Origin of the sequence: Zoogloea sp., assembly GCF_041911615.1 — a bacterium.
In the GTDB taxonomy this organism is placed as follows: Bacteria; Pseudomonadota; Gammaproteobacteria; order Burkholderiales; family Rhodocyclaceae; genus Zoogloea.
In genome coordinates this window covers 20,858-44,414 of record NZ_JAYROR010000138.1, presented here as the reverse complement: position 1 = coordinate 44,414, position 23,557 = coordinate 20,858, and the positions used below count along the sequence as shown (strand labels likewise).

Annotated in this window: 21 protein-coding genes and 4 tRNA genes; 9 read left to right on the top strand and 16 right to left on the bottom strand. The window is 63.3% G+C overall.

What is annotated here, in order from left to right; genetic code table 11:
* Positions 1–9 precede the first annotated feature (9 nt).
* The 3 genes from ACE3P2_RS18425 to ACE3P2_RS18415 all read left to right on the top strand — a co-directional run bounded on the left by ACE3P2_RS18425 (position 10) and on the right by ACE3P2_RS18415 (position 2,571).
* Complete coding sequence (locus ACE3P2_RS18425; RefSeq protein WP_374267165.1) at positions 10–1,008, top strand: phospholipase A; 999 nt, start codon at positions 10–12, stop codon at positions 1,006–1,008.
* Positions 1,009–1,234: 226 nt separating this feature from the next.
* Positions 1,235–1,963, top strand: a complete 729-nt coding sequence (locus ACE3P2_RS18420; protein WP_374267163.1) for a PhnD/SsuA/transferrin family substrate-binding protein — start codon at positions 1,235–1,237, stop codon at positions 1,961–1,963.
* A gap of 77 nt (positions 1,964–2,040) precedes the next feature.
* Positions 2,041–2,571 carry a M48 family metallopeptidase gene (locus tag ACE3P2_RS18415; protein ID WP_374267161.1) on the top strand — a complete coding sequence of 177 codons (531 nt, stop codon included), beginning with the start codon at positions 2,041–2,043 and terminating at the stop codon, positions 2,569–2,571.
* Between the two features lie 90 nt (positions 2,572–2,661).
* Here the strand turns inward: ACE3P2_RS18415 and ACE3P2_RS18410 are convergent, their stop codons facing one another.
* The 9 genes from ACE3P2_RS18410 to ACE3P2_RS18370 all read right to left on the bottom strand — a co-directional run bounded on the left by ACE3P2_RS18410 (position 2,662) and on the right by ACE3P2_RS18370 (position 10,308).
* Complete coding sequence (locus tag ACE3P2_RS18410) at positions 2,662–3,645, bottom strand: ComEA family DNA-binding protein (protein WP_374267159.1); 984 nt, start codon at positions 3,643–3,645, stop codon at positions 2,662–2,664.
* A 181-nt stretch (positions 3,646–3,826) separates the two neighbouring features.
* Positions 3,827–5,281: a ribonuclease G gene (gene rng / locus ACE3P2_RS18405; RefSeq protein WP_374267157.1), complete on the bottom strand. Its 1,455-nt coding sequence runs from the start codon at positions 5,279–5,281 to the stop codon at positions 3,827–3,829.
* Positions 5,282–5,450: 169 nt separating this feature from the next.
* A complete protein-coding gene (locus ACE3P2_RS18400) occupies positions 5,451–6,050 on the bottom strand; it encodes a nucleoside triphosphate pyrophosphatase (protein WP_374267155.1) in 600 nt (199 codons plus the stop codon).
* A 127-nt stretch (positions 6,051–6,177) separates the two neighbouring features.
* Positions 6,178–6,648 carry a 23S rRNA (pseudouridine(1915)-N(3))-methyltransferase RlmH gene (gene rlmH, locus ACE3P2_RS18395; protein ID WP_374267153.1) on the bottom strand — a complete coding sequence of 157 codons (471 nt, stop codon included), beginning with the start codon at positions 6,646–6,648 and terminating at the stop codon, positions 6,178–6,180.
* A gap of 9 nt (positions 6,649–6,657) precedes the next feature.
* Complete coding sequence (rsfS, locus tag ACE3P2_RS18390; RefSeq protein WP_374267151.1) at positions 6,658–7,017, bottom strand: ribosome silencing factor; 360 nt, start codon at positions 7,015–7,017, stop codon at positions 6,658–6,660.
* 4 nt (positions 7,018–7,021) lie between these two features.
* Complete coding sequence (nadD, locus tag ACE3P2_RS18385) at positions 7,022–7,681, bottom strand: nicotinate-nucleotide adenylyltransferase (protein WP_374267149.1); 660 nt, start codon at positions 7,679–7,681, stop codon at positions 7,022–7,024.
* On the bottom strand, positions 7,671–8,438 hold the full coding sequence (locus ACE3P2_RS18380) for a BPSS1780 family membrane protein (RefSeq protein WP_374267147.1): 768 nt from the start codon (positions 8,436–8,438) through the stop codon (positions 7,671–7,673). Before ACE3P2_RS18380 ends, nadD begins: the two co-directional genes overlap by 11 nt.
* A gap of 4 nt (positions 8,439–8,442) precedes the next feature.
* Entirely contained in the window at positions 8,443–9,243 is an 801-nt protein-coding gene (locus ACE3P2_RS18375) for a BPSS1780 family membrane protein (protein ID WP_374267145.1), read from the bottom strand.
* A gap of 117 nt (positions 9,244–9,360) precedes the next feature.
* On the bottom strand, positions 9,361–10,308 hold the full coding sequence (locus ACE3P2_RS18370) for a homoserine kinase (RefSeq protein ID WP_374267143.1): 948 nt from the start codon (positions 10,306–10,308) through the stop codon (positions 9,361–9,363).
* Between the two features lie 138 nt (positions 10,309–10,446).
* Between ACE3P2_RS18370 and ACE3P2_RS18365 the strand changes: the two genes are divergently transcribed.
* Together ACE3P2_RS18365 and ACE3P2_RS18360 are read left to right on the top strand one after the other, a co-directional pair.
* Positions 10,447–11,541, top strand: coding sequence for an FUSC family protein (locus tag ACE3P2_RS18365; RefSeq protein ID WP_374267141.1), 1,095 nt, complete (start codon positions 10,447–10,449; stop codon positions 11,539–11,541).
* A 73-nt stretch (positions 11,542–11,614) separates the two neighbouring features.
* On the top strand, positions 11,615–13,618 hold the full coding sequence (locus ACE3P2_RS18360) for a UvrD-helicase domain-containing protein (protein ID WP_374267139.1): 2,004 nt from the start codon (positions 11,615–11,617) through the stop codon (positions 13,616–13,618).
* 128 nt (positions 13,619–13,746) lie between these two features.
* Here ACE3P2_RS18360 and ACE3P2_RS18355 read toward each other — a convergent pair.
* The 5 genes from ACE3P2_RS18355 to ACE3P2_RS18335 form a co-directional block, all read right to left on the bottom strand.
* A tRNA-Val gene (locus ACE3P2_RS18355) sits at positions 13,747–13,823 on the bottom strand.
* 9 nt (positions 13,824–13,832) lie between these two features.
* Positions 13,833–13,908: transfer RNA gene (locus ACE3P2_RS18350), tRNA-Gly, on the bottom strand.
* Between the two features lie 23 nt (positions 13,909–13,931).
* Positions 13,932–14,008: transfer RNA gene (locus ACE3P2_RS18345), tRNA-Asp, on the bottom strand.
* Between the two features lie 51 nt (positions 14,009–14,059).
* A tRNA-Leu gene (locus ACE3P2_RS18340) sits at positions 14,060–14,144 on the bottom strand.
* Positions 14,145–14,372: 228 nt separating this feature from the next.
* Positions 14,373–14,744 (bottom strand): hypothetical protein, encoded by a 372-nt coding sequence (locus tag ACE3P2_RS18335; protein ID WP_374267137.1) that lies wholly within the window; start codon positions 14,742–14,744, stop codon positions 14,373–14,375.
* Positions 14,745–15,434: 690 nt separating this feature from the next.
* Between ACE3P2_RS18335 and ACE3P2_RS18330 the strand changes: the two genes are divergently transcribed.
* From ACE3P2_RS18330 to ACE3P2_RS18315, 4 genes are all read left to right on the top strand, one after another.
* Entirely contained in the window at positions 15,435–16,670 is a 1,236-nt protein-coding gene (locus ACE3P2_RS18330) for a restriction endonuclease PLD domain-containing protein (RefSeq protein WP_374267135.1), read from the top strand.
* 678 nt (positions 16,671–17,348) lie between these two features.
* Positions 17,349–18,572, top strand: coding sequence for an N-6 DNA methylase (locus ACE3P2_RS18325; RefSeq protein ID WP_374267133.1), 1,224 nt, complete (start codon positions 17,349–17,351; stop codon positions 18,570–18,572).
* Positions 18,569–20,311 carry a hypothetical protein gene (locus ACE3P2_RS18320; protein ID WP_374267131.1) on the top strand — a complete coding sequence of 581 codons (1,743 nt, stop codon included), beginning with the start codon at positions 18,569–18,571 and terminating at the stop codon, positions 20,309–20,311. The genes ACE3P2_RS18325 and ACE3P2_RS18320 overlap by 4 nt, the downstream gene beginning before the upstream one ends.
* Before the next feature lie 12 nt (positions 20,312–20,323).
* A complete protein-coding gene (locus ACE3P2_RS18315) occupies positions 20,324–21,400 on the top strand; it encodes a hypothetical protein (RefSeq protein WP_374267129.1) in 1,077 nt (358 codons plus the stop codon).
* Between the two features lie 93 nt (positions 21,401–21,493).
* On the opposite strand, the gene ACE3P2_RS18310 is transcribed toward ACE3P2_RS18315, so the two are convergent.
* Both ACE3P2_RS18310 and ACE3P2_RS18305 read right to left on the bottom strand, forming a co-directional pair.
* The gene (locus tag ACE3P2_RS18310; protein ID WP_374267127.1) at positions 21,494–22,720 is read right to left on the bottom strand and encodes a hypothetical protein; all 1,227 of its coding nucleotides are present in this window, start codon (positions 22,718–22,720) and stop codon (positions 21,494–21,496) included.
* A 57-nt stretch (positions 22,721–22,777) separates the two neighbouring features.
* Complete coding sequence (locus ACE3P2_RS18305; protein WP_153161809.1) at positions 22,778–23,545, bottom strand: hypothetical protein; 768 nt, start codon at positions 23,543–23,545, stop codon at positions 22,778–22,780.
* Between the last annotated feature and the right edge of the window lie 12 nt (positions 23,546–23,557).

Below are 23,557 nucleotides of genomic sequence, written 5' to 3'. Positions count from 1 at the left end.
GATCGTTCCTTGAACGCAAACCACACTCGCGCCGCCTTCGCGACGGCGCTGCTCACCGCCGCCGGGGGCGTGGTGGCGGCCGACCCGGCCCCCTGCGCCGCCATCGCCGACAACACCGAGCGCCTCGCCTGCTACGACACGGCCGTCGGGCGCCCGCACCAGGAGGCGCCGGCGCCGGTGGCCCATACCGAATCCAGCGCGTTTTCCAGCCGTTGGGAGCTCGACGCCGAGGACAAGAAGGGCACCTTCCTGATCCGCCCCTACAAGCCCACCTACATCCTGCTGGCCCGCTGGAGCGATTCGCCCAACCGCCAGCCCAGCTCGCCGAATCCGCTCAACACCGTGAGCACCGAGAACAACATCGATTCGGCCGAGGCCAAGTACCAGATCAGCTTCAAGACAAAGCTGTGGGAAGGCCTGTTCGGCCGCCACGGCGACCTGTGGATGGGTTACACCCAGCAGTCCAACTGGCAGATGTACAACAAGCGCTTCTCGTCGCCGTTCCGCGAGACCGACTACGAGCCCGAGCTGATGGCGGTGTTCCGCACCAACCTCGATGCTGGCGCGGGCTTCAAGGTGAGCATGATGTCGATCGGGCTCAACCACCAGTCCAACGGCCGCAGCCAGCCCTATTCGCGCAGCTGGAACCGGCTGGTCGGCCAGGTGGGCATCGAGCGTGGCGATTTCGCGCTGGTGATCCGCCCGTGGCTGCGCTTCGCCGAGAAGGCCTCGAAGGACGACAACCCCGACATCACCCAGTACATGGGCCACGGCGACATCCAGGCCATGTGGCGGGTCGGCGAGCACGGCTTCGGGCTCACCGTGCGCAGCACGCTGCTGACCGGCTCGGAATCCCGCGGTGCCGTGCAGTTCGACTGGACCGCGCCGATCCACCGCAACCTCAAGGGCTACATGCAGCTGTTCAGCGGCTACGGCGAGACGCTGATCGACTACAACCACCGCCAGACCGTCTTCGGGCTGGGGGTGTCGCTGGTGGACTGGTTATAAATTGCATGAATAATGCCAGGGGCGTGATTTAATTTGTAATGAATTGAAAACAGAGTTTGCTAACATCATGACTGGCCGGCGTCCTGCCCTGCAGCCTGTCGGTGCGGGGTGGGGTGTCGGATAACAACAACCCACCCGTCAGAGGTCCAGTCATGTCCCACCAAAGCTCTCCGGCCCCGCGGCCGGCACATCGCCCATTGTCCTGCAGGTTCGGTGGGTAAGCGCGATGGCCAGTCAGTTCAAACTCAGCGTCTGCCCCCACGATACGGCCAAGAATCTCCTCGGCTGGTTCACCCTCAACACCTACCTGCAGCGCAACCTGGGGATCGGCATCCATTTCGAGCCCCAGGACAACTTCCTCGTCGAGCGCCAGGCGGTGCTCGACGACAGTTTCCACGTCGTCTACGCCAACCCTTTCAGTGCCCTGCGTTTTGCCCGCGAGAAGGGCTTCGTGCCGGTCGCGCGGCCGGCCGGCGTGCAGGACGAGACGCTGGTGGTGGCCCGCGCCGGCGTCGCCGTGCCCGACACGCCGCGCATCGCCAGTGCCACCGACAAACTGGTGATTCACGACCTGGGCCTGCAGGTGATGCGTCGCGAGGGCATGAGCCCCGATGGCGCCAGCTTCAAGTTCGTCGGCAATCACCTCAACGCCGCCAAGGCCGTGCTGCAAGGCGAGGCCGACTTGGGCTTCGTCTTCAACGAGACCTGGGCGGGCATGAGCGCCGCGACCCGCGGCGAGCTCCAGGTGATCGGCGAGAGCCGCGACGGCACCGCCTTCCACTGCTTCATGGTGGCCCGCGAGTGGGCCGACAAGCGCGAGGCGATCCAGTCGATCCAGTGCGGGATGCACCTCGACGCGGCGGGGCAACGGGTGCTCGAGGATCTCAAGTTCCAGCGCTTCGAACCCATCGACGAGGCGGCCCTGGCGCCGCTGGCGACCTTGCTGGGCTGCTGAGCCTCGGGGGGCGGCGGGCATCGTGGGCGCCGGGCGGGATAGAATGCCGTCCCCACCCTGGAGTCTTCCTGCCCGCCATGTCGCTTGCGCCCCCTCTGCGCTACCTCGCCGGCTATCCGGCGCATCTCGTCGCCCAGGTGAGCGACTGCCTGGCGGACGGCAGCCTCGGCGAGCGTCTGCGCCGCAAGTACCCGCTACCCCACGCGGTGCGCAACGACGGCGCACTGTACGCCTACGTGGGCGAGCTGAAGGCCCGCCACCTGCGCAACGCGGCGCCGCTCAGCAAGGTGGTGTGGGACGGCAAGCTGCAGCGCGTCCACAACGCGCTGGGCATTCATGCCCGCGTGGCGCGGGTGCAGGGCGGCCAGCTGCGCACCCGCCGGGAGATCCGCATCGCCAACCTGTTCCGCGAGGCGCCGCCGGAGTTCCTGCGCATGATCGTGGTGCATGAGCTGGCCCACCTGAAGGAGGCCGAGCACGACAAGGCCTTCTATCAGCTGTGCTGTCGCATGGAGCCGGACTACCACCAGCTGGAGTTCGACGTGCGCACCTGGCTGTGTCTGGTCGAGGCCACCGGCGCGGCGCTGTGGGCGCCATCCACACCCTGAGCCGCATCGGCGCCTGTCGGATCGTTCACGTCATCGCCCCCGGCGGCGGCGAGGTGCCGCGGCCGGGGGCGTGGGGTGTCGCGCGTCGCTTCAGAGGGTCAGGCGACTCTTGAGCCGGCCGAGCAGCTTGGCGCCGATGCCTTTCACTTTCAGCAGCTCGTCGAGGTGTGCAAACGGGCGCGCGGCGACGATGGCGGCCGCGACGGTCTTCGACAGCCCCTTGACGGCCGCGAGTTCGGTGGCGCTGGCGGTGTTGATCGACACCCCCGTGGCGGCCTTGGCGGTGCCCTTGGATGTGGCTTTCGGTGCCTCGGCCGGTGCCGCCGCCGGGGTGTCGGCCCAGCTCACCGGAGTGGAGAAATCGCTGAAATCGCGGGTCACGTAGCCTGCGGCGGTCCATTCGCGCAGCAGCAGGGCGAGGTGCCAGTCGCCGGCGGGGGGCGTGCCCACGGGCAGGGTGACGCGCAGATCGTGCCACGCGTGCTGGCCGGCCAGGCGGCCGAGGTTGGCGCCGGCCAGGAACACGCCGCCGGCGGTGCCGTCGGTGCCGAAGGGGGCGGGGAGCGCCCACAGCTCGGCGGCGAGGGTGCCGCTCAGGTTGTCGGCGGCGCGGGGGTTGTCGATGCCCTCGATGCGCAGGCTCACCGCCGCGTCGCCGAAGGCGAAGCCGGTGCAGCCCTGCAGGCGCGGCTGGGCGAAGGATTCCAGGTGGGTGAAGTTGGCGTAGTCGCAAACTTGCCCGTCGTCGCCGGTGGCGAGCACCAGCACCATCGCGTGGTTGCCGTGGCCGGCGGGGGGGAAGGCGTCGGCAACGACGCTGATGCGGGTGTCGTCGGCGCAGACCGGCACTTCGGCGATCTTGTTGCCGCGCACCGGACGGCCGTCGAAGGGCGCGTCGCAGGCCCACAGCTGGAGTGCCCAGGCGTTGCCGGTGGCGTCGTCGGTACCGCTGGGGACGAGTTCGGCGTCGAGGCGGACCCGGTCGCCGTCGAAGGCGTAACCGTGGTCGGGACCGAGCCGGAAGGGGCCGGTGGGGTGGCCAGCGGGGGCCTGGAGGATGTTCCGCGTCTGCATCGTGCGCTACCTGGAAAGGGGTCTAGGCGGCGGATTCTGCGGGCGTCCGGATGCAAGCGTCAATTGCCCGGCGATTGAATTTTTGGATGCACCGACAGGGGGCGGAAAAGCCCGGAAAAGCGCACCAATACTGGGATTGCACGGTATTGGTGCGTTTATTTGGATGGGATTTTCCGGGGGCTCAGAGGAGTACGATGTCGAACTGTTCCTGCCCGTAGCTGGCTTCCGGATGGAGCGAGATGGTCTTGTCGATGAAGTCCGACAGCATCGCCAGCGACTGGGATTCTTCCTCGAGGAAGAGGTCGATGACGTTGGGTGCGGCCAGCACGCGGAACTCCCGGGCGTTGAACTGGCGTGCCTCCCGTAGCAGCTCGCGGAGGATTTCGTAGGCCACGGTACGGGCGGTCTTCACCTCGCCACGGCCCGCGCAGGTGGGGCACGGCTCGCACAGCAGGTGGGCAAGGGATTCGCGGGTGCGCTTCCGGGTCATTTCGACGAGGCCGAGGGTGGTGAAGCCATTGACCGTCATCTTGGTGTGGTCGCGGGCGAGCGCCTTGCGGAATTCGTCGAGCACGGCGCTGCGGTGCTCGCTGCTTTCCATGTCGATGAAGTCGACGATGATGATGCCGCCGAGGTTGCGCAGGCGCAGCTGGCGGGCGATGGCCTGGGCGGCCTCGAGGTTGGTCTTGAAGATGGTGTCGTCGAAGTTGCGGGCGCCGACGAAGCCGCCGGTGTTCACGTCGACGGTGGTCATCGCCTCGGTCTGGTCGATGATGAGGTAGCCGCCGGATTTGAGGTCGACGCGCCGCGCCAGCGCCTTCTCGATCTCTGCCTCGACGCCGTGCAGGTCGAACAGCGGGCGTTCGCCGGTGTAATGGTCGAGCAGCGGCGCGACCTGCGGCATGTACTCGCTGGCGAAGGCCATCAGCTTCTGGAAGTTCTCCCGGGAGTCGGCGACGATGCGCGCGGTGGCGTCGGTGACGAAGTCGCGCATCACCCGTTGGGCGAGGTTCAGATCCTGGTACAGCACGGTGGGCGGGAAGGCGCCGACAGCCCGGTTGCGAATCTCGGCCCAGAGTTTCTTGAGGTAGGCGATGTCGGCGGCGAGTTCCTCGTCGGTGGCGTTTTCGGCCATCGTGCGGACGATGTAGCCGCCGCTTTCGTCCTTCGGCAGCAGGCGGCTGACGCGCTCGCGCAGCGCCTCGCGGCCGGCCTCGTCGCCGATCCGCTGGGAAATGCCGATGTGCTTGTCCTGGGGCAGGTAGACCAGCATCCGCCCGGCGATGGAGATCTGCGTGGACAGGCGCGCGCCCTTGGTGCCGATCGGGTCCTTGAGCACCTGGACCATCAGGTTCTGGCCTTCGGCGAGGATGCGTTCGATGGGGCGCGGCGCGTCGCCGGCGTGGCGGTCGGTCCAGATGTCGGCGACGTGCAGGAAGGCGGTGCGTTCGAGGCCCACGTCCATGAAGGCCGACTGCATGCCCGGCAGCACGCGCACGACGCGGCCCAGGTAGATGTTGCCGACGATGCCGCGACTGGCGGTGCGCTCGACATGCACTTCCTGGACGACGCCCTGCTGCATCAGGGCGACGCGGGTTTCCTGGGGGGTGAAATTGATGAGGTATTCGTCGGACATGATGCGGGAGGCAATCTGCAATAGCGGTGATGGGTGATGACCCGCGCGGCTGCGGACCATCACCGATCGCCGCTCGTCCGGCATCGGCGGCGCGGATCGTGGCCGCGCCTTTCTTGGTGTGGGTCTTCCCTCCTCGTGTCGGCCGGGCGCGATGGGCGCCGGCGGCCGGTCACAGAGGATAGCCGAATTCGCGCAGCAGGGCGCCGGTCTCGAACAGCGGAAGCCCCATGATGCCGCTGTAGCTGCCGCGGATTTCCTCGACGAACAGGGCCGCGCGGCCCTGGATGCCGTAGGCGCCGGCCTTGTCGGAGGCTTCGCCGGTGGCGACGTAGTTGCGCACCTCGTCCTCGGAGAGCGGGCGGAAGCGCACTTCGCTGATCGACAGGCTGCTGGCGTAGCGCGCCCCGTCGCTCACCACCACCGCGGTGAGCACCCGGTGGGCGCGCCCCGACAGGCGCTGCAGGATCGCCACCGCGTGCTCGCCGTCGTCGGGCTTGCCGACGATCTCGCCATCCACTTCGAGGGTGGTGTCGGCGGCCAGCAGCAGGCGCTCGGGCAGGTTGCGCCAGCGCATCCGCTGCACGCCGCCGGTGGCCTTGGCGAGGGCGACGCGCTGCACGTAGCTCACCGCGTCTTCGTCGGGCAGTTCGTGTTCGGAGATGTCGTGGTCGTGGCGGCCGGGACCACGGAACAGCAGGGGCTCGAAGTGGACGTGGATCTGCTGGAGCAGCTCGCGCCGGCGAGGGCTGTTGGAGGCAAGGTAGATCATGGCGGACGGGCAGTGTGGGCCGGTCGGGAGGGCGGTCGCGGGTGGCGTCGCCCGTCGGCTCGGCGAGTGCAGGACAAACGGATTTTAACCGTCTGCGGGCCGCCGATGGGGCCCGCGCGCCCGGCGGTCACTCCCGGTGGTACGGGTGGTTCCTGGACAGGCTCCAGGCGCGGTACAGCGCCTCGGCCAGCATGACCCGCACGAGGGCGTGGGGCAGAGTGAGGCTGGACAGGCGCATCGTCTCGTGGGCGGTGGCCTTCAGGGCGGGGTCGAGGCCGTCGGGGCCGCCGATGATCAGCGCGACGTCGTCGCCCCCGTCCTGCCAGCGTTCGAGGCGCCGGGCGAGGGCTTTGGTGGTGAGGTCCTCGCCGCGTTCGTCGAGGATCAGGCGCCGGCAGCGCGGCGGCAGCGCCGCCTCGATGCGGGCTGCCTCGGCGGCCATCATCGCCTCGACCGTCTTGCCGGTGGTGCGCGGTTCGGCCTTCACCTCGACGAGCTGCAGCGGCATCTCGCGCGGCATGCGCTTGGCGAAATCGTCGAAGGCGGTGTCGACCCACGCCGGCATCCGCGTGCCGACGGCGACCAGCAGCAGCTTCATCGCGGGGCGTCAGGCCGCGCGGGCGGCGGGGCGCGTCGGACGGGCCGGGGTGGCGGCCCACAGTTCTTCGAGATTGTAGTAGCTGCGCACGGCCGGCTGCATGATGTGGACCACGATGCTGCCGAGATCCACCAGCACCCATTCGCCGCTGTCTTCGCCCTCGACGCCGATCACCTCGACGCCGGCTTCGCGGGCCTTGTCGGCAACGTTGCGGGCGAGGGCGCGGGTCTGGCGGTTGGAGTCGCCGCAGGCGATCACGACGCGTTCGAAGAGGGCGCTGAGGCGGGCGGTGTCGATGACCTGGATGTCCTTGCCCTTGATGTCTTCGAGGGCGGATACGACGAGTTGTTCGAGTTGGGGGGTGTCCATTGAGTCAGAGGTAGAGTTGATGCCGGGAAATATAGTCAACAACCGCCGGAGGGAGCAAATAGCGCAGGCTGAGGCCGGCGCCGCGGCGGGCACGGATGTCGGTGGCAGAGATCGCCAGCGGGGTCATGTCGAACGGGACGAGGCAGCCCGCGGGCGCGGTGGCGAGCACGTCGGGCGTGGCGCGGCGGGTCTCGGTCAGGGCGGCCAGCGCGGGCGCCAGGCGGGCCTCGTCGAGGGTGTAGCCGGGGCGGCTGGCGACGGCCAGGTGGGCGAAGTCGAACAGCTCGGTCCAGCGCCGCCAGGTGGGCAGGCCCAGGAAGGCGTCCACGCCCAGCAGCAGCACCAGCGGGCGCGCGGGGCCCAGCTCGGCGCGCAGGCGCTCGAGGGTCAGGATCGTGAAGCTGGCCTGGGCGGCGTCCACCTCGGCGGCGTCCACCTCGAAGCCGGGGTTGTCGGCGGTGGCGAGGCGGGCCATCGCGAGGCGGTCCGCGCCGCTGGCGCCCGGGGTGGCCCGGTGGGGGGGCTGGCCGGCGGGGATGAAGCGCACCCGTTCGAGGCCGAGGGCTTCGCGGGCGGTTTCGGCCAGGCGCAGGTGGCCCAGGTGGATCGGGTCGAAGGTGCCGCCGAAGAGACCGAGCGGGCCGGGGCCGCGCTCAGGCTTCATCGGCGGGCGTGATCTGGCCGAACACGTCGGTGGCGTTCACGTAGAAGCTGGCGAACACCACCGGGATGAACACCAGCGGCAGCGCGATGGCCGGCAGGGTGCTGAGGATCGGCGAGAGGGTGCCGAGCAGGCCGATCAGCATTCCGGGCACCAGCACCGCCAGCAGCAGCCCGATACCGTAGGCGAAGAACGCGCGCCAGTTGCGCAGGCAGGCGACGAAGCTGAAGAACATCGCCTTGACGGCGGGCAGCCGGCCCCAGCCGGCCAGCAGCGGCGCGAACCAGTAGGCCATCATCAGCGGGGTGGAGCCGAGGGTGCCCACCAGCAGCGAGGCCGTCAGCAGCGGATCGTCGGCGGTGGCTTCGTCGAGCTTGCGCTTGCCGAGCATCAGCTCGGCGAGGATGCCGCCATCGACCAGGGCGGTGAGCCCCAGCACCGCGAGGGTGCCGGCGAGGTAGATGCCGCCGATCTTGATCTGCTCGGGGAGGTTCTGCCGGAAGCCCGAGATCAGCACTTCGGGCCCGACCTTGCGTTTTTCGGCCACCGCCTTGCAGCCGTTGTAGATGCCCAGCGACAGGGCCGGCATGGTCAGCGACATTAGCACCTGGCCCAGCAGCGGCACGGCGGCCACCACCAGCAGGCAGAACCAGTAGCCGAAGACGAGAAAGGTGATGAGGGCCGGGTTGCGCCGCCACAGGGCGAAGCCCTCGGCGATCCAGGCCCAGCCGCGCTGGGAGGGAAGCGTGCGTGCCTGCATCGGTTCAGTCCGGCTCGGGCGCGGCGGCCGGCGGCAGGGCCGGCGGCGTCGCGGGCGGGCCGAAGACGTCCAGGTAGGACGCGTAGAGCGTGCCGGCGAGCACCGGGATCAGCACCAGCAGGCCGAAGCCGGCGGGCAGCATCGCGACCCAGATCAGCACGTAGATCAGCACGCCGAGGACGAGGAAGGCGCCGAAGTTGTCGAAGCACGCCTTGAGCGACATCTTCATCGCGTCGAGGGGCGGGGTGTCGCGCAGTACCACCAGCGGCGCCGCGAACCACAGGGCGGTGATGAGCAGCACCCACATCACCGAGAACAGCACGAAGCCGAACAGCATGGCGCTGACCAGGCCCAGGCCGAGGCCGGCGAGGGCGCCGAGCAGATAGCCGGTGAGGGCCGCGCCACCCACGATCACGAAGGAGACGAAGGCCGCGAGGCCGGCGATGAGCATGTAGAACACGCCGACCAGGGCCAGGTTGCCGGCGTGTACCTTGAGGCCGCCGAACAGGTGGTCGACCCGCAGCGGCTTGCCTTCGGCGAGCGCGTGGCAGCCGAGCACCATGCCGGCGACCATCACCGGAAAGCCGATCAGGGTGACCGCCTGGCCGAGCAGGGGGATGAATTCGAGCACCACCAGCATGGTGAAGAAGATCACGCTGATGATCATCCAGACGCCGGGGCTCTTGAGGAACAGCGACCAGCCGGCCTTCAGCCATTCGACGCTGTGGGCCGGGGAGACGTGGCGCGGCTGGGGATGGCGCGCGTTGCTGTAGGGGTGGGCTGCCGGAGAGGCCGGTTCGGTCATGGCGGGATGGGGCGAAGCAGGAAGACAGAATGAAAAATCAGCATGTTGCGCTGCAGTGAAATGCTAGCCCAAATCGGTCGTGGAGTTCAAACCGGCGGTCGGTTTTGCGACCGGATTTCACCCGGGCAGGGCCGGCAGCGCGGTGTCGGTGGCGCGCTGGCGCAGGATGCGGCGGTATTCGTCCGGGTCCTTGACCCGCACCATCTCGCCGGCGCGGGGGCGGTGGAAATCCTCGAGGCGCGACAGCCAGAAGCGCAGCGCGGCGGCGCGCAGCATGGCCGGCCAGGCGGCGTGCTCGGCGGCGGTGAACGGGCGGGATTCGGCGTAGCCCGCGAGGAAGGCCGCGGTGCGGGCCGGATCGAGGCGGCCGTCGGGATCGGCACACCAGTCGTTGGCGGTCACCGCCACGTCGAAGAGCAGGGCGTCCACGCCGGCAAAATAGAAGTCGATCACGCCGCCGACGAACTCGCCGTCCCACAGCACGTTGTCGCGGAACAGGTCGGCGTGGATCACGCCCTGGGGCAGCTGCTTCAGGTCGAAGCCGGCCTGGAAGGCGAGTTCGGCGTCGAGCTCGGCCCGCTCGTCGGCGGACAGTTGCGGGCGGACCCGGGCGGCGCAGTCGCGTCGCCAGTCGGCGTTGCGGGGATTGGCCTGCTTGCGCCCGAAGTTGACGCCGGCCAGATGGAGGCCGGCCATCATCGCGCCGATGCGCCGGCAGTGGGCCACGCCGGGCGCCATCTCCGACTTGCCCGAGAGCCGCGCCACCAGCACCGCCGGCTTGCCCGACAGGGTGCCGAGGTATTCGTTGTCGCGGTTGGCGACCGGCGCCGGCACCGGCAGGCCGTGGCGGGCCAGGTGGGCCATCAGGTGCAGGTAGAAGGGCAGCTCGGCGCGGGGCATCGTCTCGAACAGCGTCAGCACGTAGCGGCCGAGGCTGGTGGTGACGAAGAAGTTGCTGTTCTGCACGCCGGCGGAGATGCCCTGCAGGGTGTCCAGGCGGCCGATGGCGTAGTTCTGCAGCCAGGCGGCGAGGTCGGATTCGGTAACGGGGGTGAATACGGACATGATTCCGGCAGCTTACCGCAATCCGTCGCGGCCTCTCCAGATCGTTGCACCGGCGGCGCGAGGGTGGGCGGCAGTCGCTATGATGTCGGCCGTTGCGGCGCCGGGCGAGGCGCCGGGCAGCACACGGAGGAGACCGGCATGAATTCGGGCAAGGGGTGGACGGCGCTCAGGGGCGCGCTGCGCACCGAGTGGCAGCATCTCACCACGGTCAATCGCAGCGACCGGCAATGGCAGATGCCCTTCGCGGCGGCGCTGGCGACGGGCCTGCCGCTGCTGGTGGGGGCGTGGTTCGACCACCTGGCCTATGGGCTCACCTCGTCGCTGGGCGGGCTGGTGTTCCTGTACACGCCCAACACGCCGCTGTATCACCGCATGGTCCTGCTGATGGCGAGCGCCTTCGCGATGACCGCCTGTTATGCCCTGGGCACGATGGGCCATCTGGTGCCGCCGCTGATCCTGCCGGGGCTGAGCCTGGTGGCGGCGCTGGTGACGATGTTGTGCCGTTTCTACGCGCTGGGGCCGCCGGGCAGCCTGTTCTTCGTGATGGCGGCGGCGATCGGCGCGTACTCGCCCACCGCGCTGCTCGACGTGCCGCTGGTGGTCGGGCTGATCTTCCTGGGGGCGCTGCTGGCCTTCCTGATCGCCTTCTTCTACAGCCTCTACGCCCTGCGCGGCGTGGCGCCGGGGCCGGTGGCGCCCCTGCCGGCGCCGAGTTTCGATTTCGTGGTGTTCGATGCGGTGGTGATCGGCGTCTTCGTCGGCATCGCCCTGGCGCTGGCCCAGGCCTTGCAGCTCGAACGGCCCTACTGGGTGCCGGTGAGCTGTCTCGCGGTGATCCAGGGCGCCTCGCTGCGCGCGGTGTGGAACAAACAGGTGCACCGGGTGCTCGGCACGGCGGTGGGGCTGCTGGTGTCGTGGGGGCTGCTGCTGTTGCCGCTCGACAAATGGAGCATCTCGGTGACGATGATGGTGCTGGCCTTCGTCATCGAGACGGCGGTGGTGCGCCATTACGGCTTCGCGGTGGTCTTCATCACGCCGCTCACCATCCTGCTGGCCGAGGCGGCGGTGCTCGGCAGCGGCGCGCCCGGCGCGCTGATCGCGGCGCGCTTCATCGACACCCTGCTGGGCTGCGCGGTGGGGCTGGCGGGCGGCGTGTGCCTGCACGACGCGCGCTTCCGGGCCGCCCTCACGCCGCTGCTGCGGCGCCTGATCCCGCCCCGCCTGCGACGCTGAGCGGCCCCCGGCGGTCGAAGCGGGGGCCGGCTTGGAGTAGACTCGTCGCCCCCGCTCCACCCGACGCACCGCCATGTCCGCCCTCCTGCTCAACGCCCCCCAACGCGAAGCCATCCACTACCTCGATGGCCCCTGCCTCGTGCTGGCCGGCGCGGGCTCGGGCAAGACCCGGGTCATCACCCAGAAGATCGCCTATCTGGTGAACGACTGCGGCTTCAACCCCCACAACATCGCCGCGATCACCTTCACCAACAAGGCCGCCAAGGAGATGCTGGAGCGCATCGACAAGCTGATGGGCGGCCGCGCCGCCAAGGGGCTGACGGTGTGCACCTTTCACGCGCTGGGGGTGCGCATCGTGCGCCAGGAGGCCAAGGTGCTGGGGCTCAAGCCGCAGTTCTCGATCCTCGATGCGGGCGACACGACGCAGATCATCGCCGAGATGACCGGCAACACCGACAAGAACCGCGCCAAGGCCCTGCAGTGGCAGATCTCCAGCTGGAAGAACGCGCTGATCGAACCCAACGAAGCCGCCCACCGCGCCAACGACGAAATCTCGTCCGCCGCCGCGCTGCTCTACCAGGAATACGACAAGACCCTGCGCGCCTACCAGGGCGTCGATTTCGACGACCTGATCCGCCTGCCGGTCAAACTCTTCGACGAACACCCCGAGGTGCGCGAGCGCTGGCAGAACAAGCTGCGCTACCTGCTGGTGGACGAATACCAGGACACCAACCGCGCCCAGTACCGCCTGCTCAAGCTGCTCACCGGCGTGCGCGGCGCCTTCACCGCGGTGGGCGACGACGACCAGGCCATCTACGCCTGGCGCGGCGCCGACATCGAGAACCTGCGCCAGCTGCCGGTGGATTACCCCAACCTCAAGGTCATCAAGCTCGAGCAGAACTACCGCTCCACCACGCGCATCCTGCACGCCGCCAACACGGTGATCGCCAACAACGAAAAGCTCTTCGACAAGAAGCTGTGGTCCGAACACGGCGCCGGCGAGCCGGTGACGGTGGTCGCCTGCCAGACCCCCGAACACGAGGCCGAATCGGTGGTCATGAAGCTCTCCGCCCACAAGTTCGAGCACCGCACCCACTTCAAGGACTACGCCATCCTCTACCGGGGCAACCACCAGGCCCGCCTCTTCGAGCAGCAGCTACGCAACCACAAGATTCCCTACGCCATCTCCGGCGGACGCAGCTTCTTCGAGAACGCCGAGATCAAGGACCTCTGTTCCTACCTGCGCCTGATCGCCAACGAGGACGACGACCTCGCCTTCATCCGCTCGATCACCGTGCCGCGCCGGGGCATCGGCCCCGCCACCATCGAAGCCCTCGGCCGCTACGCCAGCAACCGCAACATCAGCCTGTTCACCGCCGTCTTCGAGGAAGGCGTGGCCGAGCACGTGGCGGCGCGCCAGCTCGACGGGCTGCGCGAGTTCTGCCACTTCATCAACCGCATCGCCCACCGCGCCCCCCGCGAACCCGCCGGGCCGGTCATCAACGACCTGCTCAAGGCCATCGGCTACGAAGCCTGGCTGTACGAAAGCTGCGAACCCCGCGAAGCCGAAACCAAATGGAGCAACGTCGGCGACTTCACCGGCTGGCTCGCCCGCAAGGGCGAGGACGACGGCAAGACGCTGATGGACATGATCCAGACCATCAGCCTCATCACCATGCTCGACAAGGACGACGAAGAACTCGACCAGGTCCAGCTCGCCACCCTGCACGCCTCCAAGGGGCTGGAGTTCAAGCACGTCTTTCTCGTCGGCGTCGAGGAAGGGCTGCTGCCCCACCAAAGCGCCATCGACGAAGACAAGATCGAGGAAGAACGCCGTCTGATGTACGTGGGCATCACCCGCGCCCAGCGCAGCCTGTCGATCAGCTACTGCGAACGCCGCAAGGCCGGCCGCGACGTGCGCACCTGCGACCCCTCGCGCTTCATCGACGAAATGGGCGAAGAGGGCATCCGCCGCAGCGACCGCAAGTCCGCCGAACCGGTGAGCAAGGAAGACGCCCGCGCCCGCATCGCCAACCTGCGCGCCATGCTCGGCAACAAGCCGGGAACGATCGGCTGAACCGCCACCCGCGCGCACCATCGCGGCGGGGCGGACGAGCGCGAACGCCGGACGCGCGCCATCGCCCGGGCGCCAGACGGCCTGGGGGCGGAAACAAACAGGGGAAAACGACGGGAGCAGGCAGCGCCTGGTGCGTCCTGACGGAGTCGAACCGCCGACCTCCACGATGTCAACGTGGCGCTCTAACCAACTGAGCTAAGGACGCTGGAGGGAATGGAGCGGCAGAAGAGTCTCGAACTCTCGACCTATACCTTGGCAAGGTATCGCTCTACCAACTGAGCTACTGCCGCTCTAAGAACAACTTTGTGATGCGTGGCGGAGTGGACGGGACTCGAACCCGCGACCCCCGGCGTGACAGGCCGGTATTCTAACCAACTGAACTACCACTCCGCATTCGCTTCCAGACGCCGGAACCGGCATCGGGATGATCTTCACTGACCTTGGTGCCCAGGAGAGGACTCGAACCTCCACGGAGTTACCCGCTAGTACCTGAAACTAGTGCGTCTACCAATTCCGCCACCTGGGCAGGCGGTGAAGGGCGCGAATAATAACGAAGGATTGGCGGGTGCGCTAGCCCCTCTTGAAAAAAAGTGTGGAGCACCCGCGATCCCCCGCCTCCGCAGCGCTTATTCAAAGGTCTGTGCAGGGGCGACTTCAGTCGCCCATCCCCACGCTAAACGATCACCAGCACCTCAACCACAACCCATGGACGACCGGTGCGACCGTTGCAAGGCCATGAAGACCGCCCGGATCGTCAGGCGACCGCGGCAGGCTTGCTGGTACGGCTGCGGGCCTTCTTCTCGGACTTCTTCTTGAGGCCCACCTGCACCATCTCGTCGGAATCGGGCCCGTAGATCGCGCGGACCTGCTCCTTGGCGCCGACAACAATGTCCTGCAGCGCCCACTGCGCCGCGACGATGGCATCCCGTGCCGCCAGCCGCGCGTGCTCGGCGTGCAGATCGTTCACCTCGGCGGTACGCAGCAGTTCAACGGCCGCGGTGATCGCCTCCAGCGAGAAAGCGGGGTTGTAAGGCTTGTACCCGGGCATCGCCTTGAGCGCCAGATAGGCGTCGATGTTGGCCTGCACCTGATCGGCCGGCATACGGTTCTTGCGGTTGGATCCCATGAATTCGTCTCCTCGGTTCTTGTGATGAAAGGTGGATGAAAGCGGGGAAGATCATGGTGGAACGACTATGATGATGTCAACAATTTACCCGAATAGAGTGGTCTACGCTGCGCCGGAGCGCGCTAGATCGATGACGGAGCGGCATAGATCGTCGATGGGCGACGCTAGATGATCGATGGGAGCGCGCCCATGAGTCATCTACGCCGCTAGATGACTGATCTACGGCGATAGATGAACGATCTAGGCGCGTAGATGGCTTATCCGATAGTCTTTACCCTTGATGGGTAGGCGTAGATCAAGGGTGGAGACTATCGTGAGGGCGATGGGGGCGGGGAGATGCTGGCCCAGAGGTGAGTTGGTCGGATTGGTGCAGAGTGATTCGACGGTTTTGTGTGTTGGACGCGGAGCGGTGCAGGTAGTCGCGGGAAGGCTTGGCGCGGTAGGGGAATGAGCGTGGGCCGGTGATCGGTCTTTGCTGCCGTCTGCGCGCTTAGATAGGAGCGGCAGCTTTGGGACAGTCATCTATCGCTCGACGTACTCAAGCTCAAGCGGCAGCTTTCTAGATAGCCAATCGCCAGGAGCCAACCCTAAGAAATAAGACCCAAAAGTCATAATTGCGATATTCTTCTCCAAAGTAATACTTTTCAATCTTGCTGGTTGTCAACTTCCCGTCTTCTGGAGTACCACGCAATGCTTGCTATCCAACTTGTCAGCAACTTGCAAGAGCGCACAAACCATTCCACTCGCCTGGATAACCTGTTTAACGAAGCCAAACGGTTCGACTGCTACGTAGCCTTCGCCAACTGGAACGGGCTCGGCTATTTCTGGGACTCTATGGTCGCGGCAGTCGAAGCTGGTACGCTGACTGCTCGCTTCGTACTGGGGCTCGACTTCTTCCACACCGAACCGGACACGCTCTACGCTTTGAAAGAGCTGGCCGAGAACAATCCTCGGCACGTTGAGCTTTACATCAGTGGGAGCGGTAGCAAGCTCACCTTCCATCCGAAAATTTACGCCTTTCAATACCCGGACGAGATCTGTCGCGTATTTGTGGGCTCCGCGAATCTGACTCAGGGCGGGCTGGCCGACAATATTGAAGCATCCCTCTTCTACGAGCACACCAACTGCAAGCTTGTTTCAGATCTCGACAACGAATTTCTCAGTTGGCTAGAATCCGGCGAAATCGAGAAGGCAACGGACGAAGCACTGGCAGAGTACGCCCGGAAGCATCGCATCTATTCACTTCACCGCCGGGCGGCGCAAGTGCGGGCGGAGCGCGCCTGTGCCGAACTCCCGCCAGCGGGGCCGCTACCCTACCTGGACGACCTCGCTGCCATCCTCGACTTGATGAAGGCGGACGAAACTGACAGCAACTTCGACGTTCAGGTGGCTAAGCGCGCCGCCTCACTGCCTGTCGCGCGCCGGATTCTTGATACCATCCGCACGACCCCCAAACTGACGGCAAACACGTTCCTCGACCTATACGAGGAGTTGGTGTCCAACCCGGGCCACGCCTGGCATTCGGGAAGTCTGCACCGGCGGCGGGTAACAGTGGCGCAGAGTTACGCCACCTTTCAGAATGCTCTGATGGACCTGCACAGAACGCTGGGATCTAGCGCTAGCGCGGCGGATGCCTATGGTGTGCTGCTCCTACATTTCGCCAAGGCCAGTCATGTCGGCCCGAACATCATGTCCGAGATTCTGCATAGTTACGACAGCTCCCGCTTTGCCGTGATGAACCAGAACTCGGTATCGGGCATCCTGATGGCCCGATACACCCAATTCCCGTCTCGCCCCATGAAAGCAACCGTCACTCCGCAGGTCTATCAGGAGTTCTGTGATTGTGCTGAAGCGGTGCGTGCTGGCCTCGGACTGCGCGACCTCTCGGAGGTGGATGCAGTATTTAACTACGCCTACTGGGATTGATGCGGTCGGGTCGCCCTTTGCCGCCCTTCCTCGGCAGCGAAGGGCACTGGGCCTTCGTTCTACTCTCCACGCCTGGAGCCTGTCATGCGCCCTCAATCCACGCTAAGCTGCCCATTTTGAAACTGCATCTGGCCGACTGACGCAAATCTAGCGTATCAGTGTGACCGTCGATTCCTCCGACCAAAGTCTTTCACTATGGACCGTTGTTCGGCCAAACCGGCCAATGGGTTTTCCCTGCGCCATATCAACTACGTAGCGCACATCTGCCTGTAGTTCTTCGCTATCATTTGCTCCTTTGTGGGCCAAGCATAATGGCACTGTGCTAGCCTTCAAAACCAGAAGGGTAGCCTTACAGATGGCAGTGTCGACGGACCAACTCGGTGGGCGTGATTTGAAGGAATGTGGCCATGGCAAAATCATCAACCAGTGCGGTCGTACGATGTTCGAGGCGGGTTTTTTCTAGGCTATTCGCAAGGCGCGTGGCAACTAACAAGTCTTAGCTGTAAGAGGTTAAAAGAACCGCCTTCTAATAAAGGCGCCAATTATCAATAAGAAAAAATTGGATTTTTCTCGAAAGAGACCGTGTTGAAACATTAATAGGCTGTAATTGCCGCGCGATGGCAACGCATTGAATCAGAATTTTAAAGTGTCGAAGAATATCCTAATAGAATATACTGAATGCAAGTACAGCGCTCCTCAATAACGTCTGACATCTTGGGACGCTATTACACCAATAGCTATGTTGGCGCTATTCTGGTGAGCTCAATGGGGGCTATCTCTCCAGAGTCTGTGCTCGATTTGGGCGCCGGTGATGGCGTGCTCACAGCTGCTGCCGCCAAGATATGGCAGGATGCTACTTACTACACGGTCGATATAGATGAAAACGCTCGGAGCGCATCGTTGCCTAAGCTGCTTGGGAGTTCATTTAGACATCATGTGGGTGATGCGCTTAGTTCAGCCATCGAAAAGGAACTTGGGCTTAATCTGGGCTGTGCTGACCTAGCGATTTGCAATCCTCCGTATATTCGCCACCAGTGGCGAAAAGGTTTTGCGAGCATCTTGGAAGATGCCGGGTTGAGTCATGTGCTGCCTAAGCTGGCGGACATGCCGGCAGAAATTCTATTCATCGCTCAGAACTTGAGGTTCCTCAGGAAACACGGCCGTCTAGGTTTGATAGTTCCAGACGGGGTTATCGCCGGTGAGCGATTCGCTGGTCTGCGGAATGCCTTGGCAACAGAGCATTGTATTGAGCGCGTCATTGAGCTTCCTAGAGGAATTTTTAGGAAGACTGAGGCAAAGGCTCATATTCTTGTGATGAGTAAGTCAGGTGAGGGTCCAGATGAAATTCTTGTCCAACGCTTAGATGAGTCGGGGGTGTTATCTCCCGAGTTGAAAATCCGGCGCGAGCAAGCAACTGGGCGACTCGATTACTCGTTCCTCGCACGCGGCATGGGCAATAAAAGAACAAAGCAGACCCGTATTGGTGATGTAACTATCTCCTTGTCTCGTGGAAGCTTTTCCTCATCTCAGAGAACGAAGTGTGACTTTCCTGTTCTTCATACGACGGACTTGGGTCCTGCCGTAGATGTAGTAAGCCGAAAGTTCTGCATGCCTTCTGCATTGGCAAAGCAAGGTCAATTCAATCTTGCAAAGCCTGGCGACATCCTGGTAGGTCGCGTGGGGCGAAACTTTGAAGAGAAAGTCTGTATAGTCAAGTCGGGCACTGTTGCCGTATCGGACTGCATCTTCATATTGAGAGTAGCGCCAGAACATCGAGATTCCGTGTTCGCGTATTTGAAGAGTAGTCCAGGCCGTGAGGCTTTAAGTTTTTCCAGTCATGGGGTCGGGGCGAAATTCCTGACGATAGATGCTCTTCGGAACATTCTCTTTAAATCCAAATGAGTACACCAGACCAGTTTGATGCTTATGAGGACTCGCTTGCACTTGAGGTGCGCGCTGACCAGTTGCCCGTAGACGTCATCGAGACCAATACCTCGATAGATGGTCCCGCTCGCACTATTGTCAATGAATTATTGGTTCATGCCGCCAAATTAATAGTTGGACCAAGAGGGTGTGGAAAGACCCACCTAATGCGGTTTGCTTGGGTAAAAAGTGCCAATGATGTTACCCAGCCTCTGGTTGTTTATCTGTCGTTCAATAAGTATTTGCATCTTGAGCCGTTACTGAGAACGAAAAGTAACGCTTTAGATATCTTTCATGGTTGGATACTTGCGCTTTGCTATCTTGGTCTATATGAGGCAATAGAGGAGCATCAGAAGCGCGAGACGCCAAAAGAAGTAGATGACCTGTGGGTTGAATACCTCAAAGAGGATTTGATAGCTATCGTCGCAAGGTTGGAGCGTGGCGGAGCATTGCAAATCGACCATCAGGAAATTTTTGATTCCTTATCCCTTGTTCAACTCAAACAAGCAATTGACCGGATAGCTACTGCACTGCACAGGTCGCGTACAGTTGTACTGCTGGATGATGCTGCGCTGACGTTGGCTCCGGAATATCTGCCAAACTTCTTTGACTTCTTCCGGGCTATAAAATCTTCGAGAATTTCGCCAAAGGCCTCTGTTTATCCAGGCACTACTGAATATGGGCCGCGTTTCCATGTTGCCCACGAGGCTGATGAGGTTTCAGCATGGATTTCAGTCGAACATCCTAATTACGCTCAGTTGATGGAGTCGATTGGGACTAAGCGGATGAAGGAATATGGGGTGGTTCCGCCCGATATTCGTGAGGTATTTAAATATGCCGCATTCGGGATACCTCGCGCATATCTAACCCTTCTCCGTGATTTCGCAAAGTCAGCTGATGAGGGAACAAATCAAAGCCGATTCAACGCGACGATTGAAAAATTCATGAGAAATAAGGAGGCGGAGTATGTTTCCTTGATTCAAAAGTCTCCTAAGCTCGGCACCCTAATAACTACTGGCCAAGTCTTGTTCAACAAGATGTGTGCTGAGCTGGTTGAGGAAAACAACAAGCTCGTTCAGGCCGGGGAAAAACAACTTCTCATTGGTGTCCAAGAGAGTGCTGAGAGAAATGCCTACGTAGAGCGGATGTTTTCGCTCTTAGTGGAGGCAGGGCTTTTATTTGGCTTTGCCACCCCGGTCTCGCACGGAAAGGCGCGCACCTATGAGCGATTCATTCCTCATCTAGGGGCGTTAATTAGAGACCGAGCGTTTTCAGATAGCAGTCGAGGCTTCTCTCCATCAAAAATTGTTGAGGGAATTCTCCTGCCAAGTCCAAAGCATCCCTTGAGAAGGTCGGTTTCGACTCTACTGGGTGCTGATGTTATTTCCCATCTTAAGCTTGACCTACCACCGTGTCAAAACTGCCAAGCGGCGCGTATTTCTGAGTCGGCAAAACACTGCCATAATTGTGGTTCGAAGCTTACGGACGCATCCGCCTTCGAAAGCTGTATGAACATTCGGCTTTCGTCTATTCCAACTCTAACTAGTTGGCAACGTAGAAAGCTTCACGAGGAGTTCTCGGACGTATCAACAGTTGGAGACTTTATGTCTTTAAGAGACCCCGGTACTGAGCTAAGGCGAATCTATCGAGTGGGGCCGGTGCGGGCTACGCAAATACATCAAAGCATTGAAGCATACGTCGACGAATTTCTTTCTTAATCCCGTATGGCCTTGAAACTCGAACCATTTGTTTTCAACATAACACCGTCGGAGGCGCTGACGGAATCACTTGATGCTACGTTGCTTTTCCCCTCGACGGCGATATCGACTTCTATTTCGCCTATTGACCGATTTATCGAAAATTCAAACCGGCTTTCAGTAATCTACGCGAATAGCCCGTTCAGGGAGGCATTCAACCCAGAGCTCGGCGCCGTACTTTTACTTGGGCATGTATCGGCAGTAGAAAGCTATCTCCGTGGGGTAGTCCGGGGGCTCGTGCTTGTTGACGAACATACCGAGTTTCTTGCATCGCCCAAAGAGCTTTCATATTTCGCTGCTTCACATCATGCAAGGGACTTGCTTCCCGAAGCATTGCTAGAGTCTATCTCTTTCAGTAATGCCGCGACGGTGTCTTTTACCCTTAAAGAGTTCTGCGGCATTACGGGAATGGGAAATGGAAATTTTCCAAAGGAGTTGAAGCCTGTCTTTGATAAGTACAGTGATATTTGCCAGCTGAGGCACTGCTGTGTACATCGCTTCGGGTTACTCGGAGCGAGTAATGCTCACAAGCTCGGTCTTCCAAAGGGCTCCCCACAGATTGAGAAGCCGCTTTCGCTCACTATCGATATGCTGGAAGACATTAGCTCCATTCTGCAAAAATTCGTGCTTTCGCTGAACGCATACATTTATCGAGATGTTCTGGAGCGCACATTTTCCCGGAGCAGTTTGAACACGCTGGATAAATCAGAGCATCAGTACGATGCAAAGTGGGCACTAGATTTCGCTCAGGATAAAGAGCGTTTCGCTCGGTACCACTCCCTTTTTGCCGTGACTGCGGTGAACCCGCCATCTCCGAGCCTAAGAGATAGTTATGACGCATTCCTGATTTGGATTCAGGATACGCTGGCTGAAAGGGCGAAAGCGATGCAGAGGACAGCTCAACAACGGGCCCAACAGAGAGTCGCGCCAGCACAATCTGCTGGCGCTTCAGCAGCGCCTAGTGTTCCACCTGCTCCTAACCCGAGTCCGTCGCCGACTTTAACCAAGACAGGACTCCTCGCTAAGGTGAGGGCCTTTTTTGGGGTCTAAGAGCAAGTCTGCTGACCGTCACGTTGCTGACGTTGGCGGCGACCTACCCCAATGGCAGCAAGGCCGATCACCAGCCCTTCCCCCAGACGCCCCTCACCCCTTTTTCTTCCACCCCGTCCTGCACGTCTCCTGCAGATACCCCAGCACCCGCGTCTCATCATCCCCATCCAGCTGCTGGCTGGCCTCCGGCCCCAGGTCTTCATCCCACAGGCGGCGGATGTCGGACTGGTATTCAAACGGGACGACGTTGTCGATGAAGCGGGTGATGGCGGGCTGGTTGAAGCCGGTGTCCCGGAAGTTGTCCCAGATGGCGAGGGCGTCTTTCTTGCGCAGGCTGCGGGTGGGTTCGAGGCCGGTGGCGACCATCAGGAGCACGCCGCATTGCACGTCGGGGTGTTCGCCCTGGGTGCCCATGATGCGTTGCCATTCGGCGGCGCGGGCTTTGTCGTGGTGGGTGATCTCGCCGATGGAGTGGCTGTCGAAGAAGAACAGGCCGGAGAAGCGGTCCTGGTTGCGGTAGATCTCGGTGGCGGGGTGTTCGCGTAGCAGGGGCAGCACTTCGGCGGTGAAGCGGGTGCATTCCTTTTCGATGACGCGGCGGATGGCGGGGGTGGCGTCTTCGAGCCAGCTTTCCAGCACGCCAAAAGTGGTGCCGCGCTTTTTGGTGGCGGCTTCGGCGAGCTTGAGGAAGCGGTCCACGCTGAAGAAGCCGCCGGGCTTCTTTTCGGCAAACAGCACGAGCAGGGCGCTGTTGATGACCGATTCGCAGAACACGTGCCATTCCTGGGCGTCGTCGCGGGCGACGCCAAACTTGCCGGCGAGCCAGTAGGCGGCGTCGATGAACTGCTGGTTGCGTTCGCGGGCGCCGTGTTCGGCGAGATAGCGGGAATAGGTGATGCCGGGCTCGAAGGTGTTGCGGGCGAGGAATTCCTTTTCGCTCTCGCGCAGGATTTCGGGGGCGCCGAGCAGGCGCTCGGTGGGCAGGGCGTGGAGCCGGCGCAGGCGGTCGGCGCCGGCCTTGGAGAGGGCGAGCAGGGTCTTGTCGCGCAGCAGCCGCGCGGCGGCGTCGAGCTTGCCGCCGGATTCGGCTTCGAGGGCGAGGCCGACCAGGGTGACGAGCCGGCCGCGGGCGGCTTCGAGCTCGGGGCGCAGGTTGGCGGTGCTGAAGAAGCTGGCGAGCTGCACGATGCCCTTGGCGCCTTCGCGACGGATGCCGTCGAGGCGGGCGGCGTCGATGAGGTTTTCCTTCAGGGCGTGGCGCAGCACGCGCTCGAAGTAGGGGCTGCTGTCGACGGTCGTGAGGGCTTGGGCGTTGGACATGGCGGGCTCGGGCGCGCGCGGCCGGCAGGCCACGCGCGGGTCAGGCGGTTGGGTGGATCAGATGGCGGATTCTTCGTCCTCGTCGTCCAGCTTGGGCACGCCGGGCTCGGTGTCGGCCACCGGCAGGCGGGCGGCTTCGCTGGCGCGGGCGATGCGATCCTGGATCTCGATGACGAGCAGCTCGAAGGTGTCGGAGAACTCGTGGCGCAGCAGCCAGGCGGTCTCCATCCAGTCGCCGTCGGCCACTTCGGTGCGGGAGACGCGGGCCTTGACCATCTCGATGGCGTCGCCGATCTCGAGGCCCTGGTCGAGCTCGTCGATGCGCTCGGAATCGAAGCCGATGGCGGACTTGGGCGTGAAGGCGCGCTCCAGATCCACCTCGACCTCGAACACGCCGTGGTAGGCGAGGGCGAGCAGCGAGTCGTAGTGGTCGGTGAAGTAGTCGGCCAGCAGGCGCACGCCTTCGTCGTGCTCGGCTAGGCATTCGAGCACTTCGGCGCAACTGCCGCTGCTGCGGTGCATCACCGCGTTCATGGTGTTGCGCAGGCGCGGGACGTACTTTTCGAGGGGCTCGCCGTACTGGCGCTCGAGCATGATGGCGGCGACGAACTGCTCGGGGCTCACCACCATGTTGATGATGGATTCCTTGCTGGTGTCGTACTCGCGCATCACCGCGAGGACATCCTTGGGCGCCATCTCGTCGAGCACTTCGACGAGGGCGTGGTCGCCTTCCTGTTCGGCGATGACGGCCAGGGCGGATTCGGCCTCGGCGATCTCGCCGGCCTGGATCAGGGCGTGGGTCTGTTTGATGACAAGGGCGTTCATTCGGGGCTTTCC

Coding starts and splice junctions, on each gene's coding strand:
- ACE3P2_RS18420 (WP_374267163.1), top strand. CDS start 1,235: ATGGCCAGTCAGTTCAAACTCAGCGTCTGCCCCCACGATACGGCCAAG.
- ACE3P2_RS18415 (WP_374267161.1), top strand. CDS start 2,041: ATGTCGCTTGCGCCCCCTCTGCGCTACCTCGCCGGCTATCCGGCGCAT.
- ACE3P2_RS18410 (WP_374267159.1), bottom strand. CDS start 3,645: ATGCAGACGCGGAACATCCTCCAGGCCCCCGCTGGCCACCCCACCGGC.
- rng (WP_374267157.1), bottom strand. CDS start 5,281: ATGTCCGACGAATACCTCATCAATTTCACCCCCCAGGAAACCCGCGTC.
- ACE3P2_RS18400 (WP_374267155.1), bottom strand. CDS start 6,050: ATGATCTACCTTGCCTCCAACAGCCCTCGCCGGCGCGAGCTGCTCCAG.
- rlmH (WP_374267153.1), bottom strand. CDS start 6,648: ATGAAGCTGCTGCTGGTCGCCGTCGGCACGCGGATGCCGGCGTGGGTC.
- rsfS (WP_374267151.1), bottom strand. CDS start 7,017: ATGGACACCCCCCAACTCGAACAACTCGTCGTATCCGCCCTCGAAGAC.
- nadD (WP_374267149.1), bottom strand. CDS start 7,681: ATGAAGCCTGAGCGCGGCCCCGGCCCGCTCGGTCTCTTCGGCGGCACC.
- ACE3P2_RS18380 (WP_374267147.1), bottom strand. CDS start 8,438: ATGCAGGCACGCACGCTTCCCTCCCAGCGCGGCTGGGCCTGGATCGCC.
- ACE3P2_RS18375 (WP_374267145.1), bottom strand. CDS start 9,243: ATGACCGAACCGGCCTCTCCGGCAGCCCACCCCTACAGCAACGCGCGC.
- ACE3P2_RS18370 (WP_374267143.1), bottom strand. CDS start 10,308: ATGTCCGTATTCACCCCCGTTACCGAATCCGACCTCGCCGCCTGGCTG.
- ACE3P2_RS18365 (WP_374267141.1), top strand. CDS start 10,447: ATGAATTCGGGCAAGGGGTGGACGGCGCTCAGGGGCGCGCTGCGCACC.
- ACE3P2_RS18360 (WP_374267139.1), top strand. CDS start 11,615: ATGTCCGCCCTCCTGCTCAACGCCCCCCAACGCGAAGCCATCCACTAC.
- ACE3P2_RS18335 (WP_374267137.1), bottom strand. CDS start 14,744: ATGGGATCCAACCGCAAGAACCGTATGCCGGCCGATCAGGTGCAGGCC.
- ACE3P2_RS18330 (WP_374267135.1), top strand. CDS start 15,435: ATGCTTGCTATCCAACTTGTCAGCAACTTGCAAGAGCGCACAAACCAT.
- ACE3P2_RS18325 (WP_374267133.1), top strand. CDS start 17,349: ATGCAAGTACAGCGCTCCTCAATAACGTCTGACATCTTGGGACGCTAT.
- ACE3P2_RS18320 (WP_374267131.1), top strand. CDS start 18,569: ATGAGTACACCAGACCAGTTTGATGCTTATGAGGACTCGCTTGCACTT.
- ACE3P2_RS18310 (WP_374267127.1), bottom strand. CDS start 22,720: ATGTCCAACGCCCAAGCCCTCACGACCGTCGACAGCAGCCCCTACTTC.
- ACE3P2_RS18305 (WP_153161809.1), bottom strand. CDS start 23,545: ATGAACGCCCTTGTCATCAAACAGACCCACGCCCTGATCCAGGCCGGC.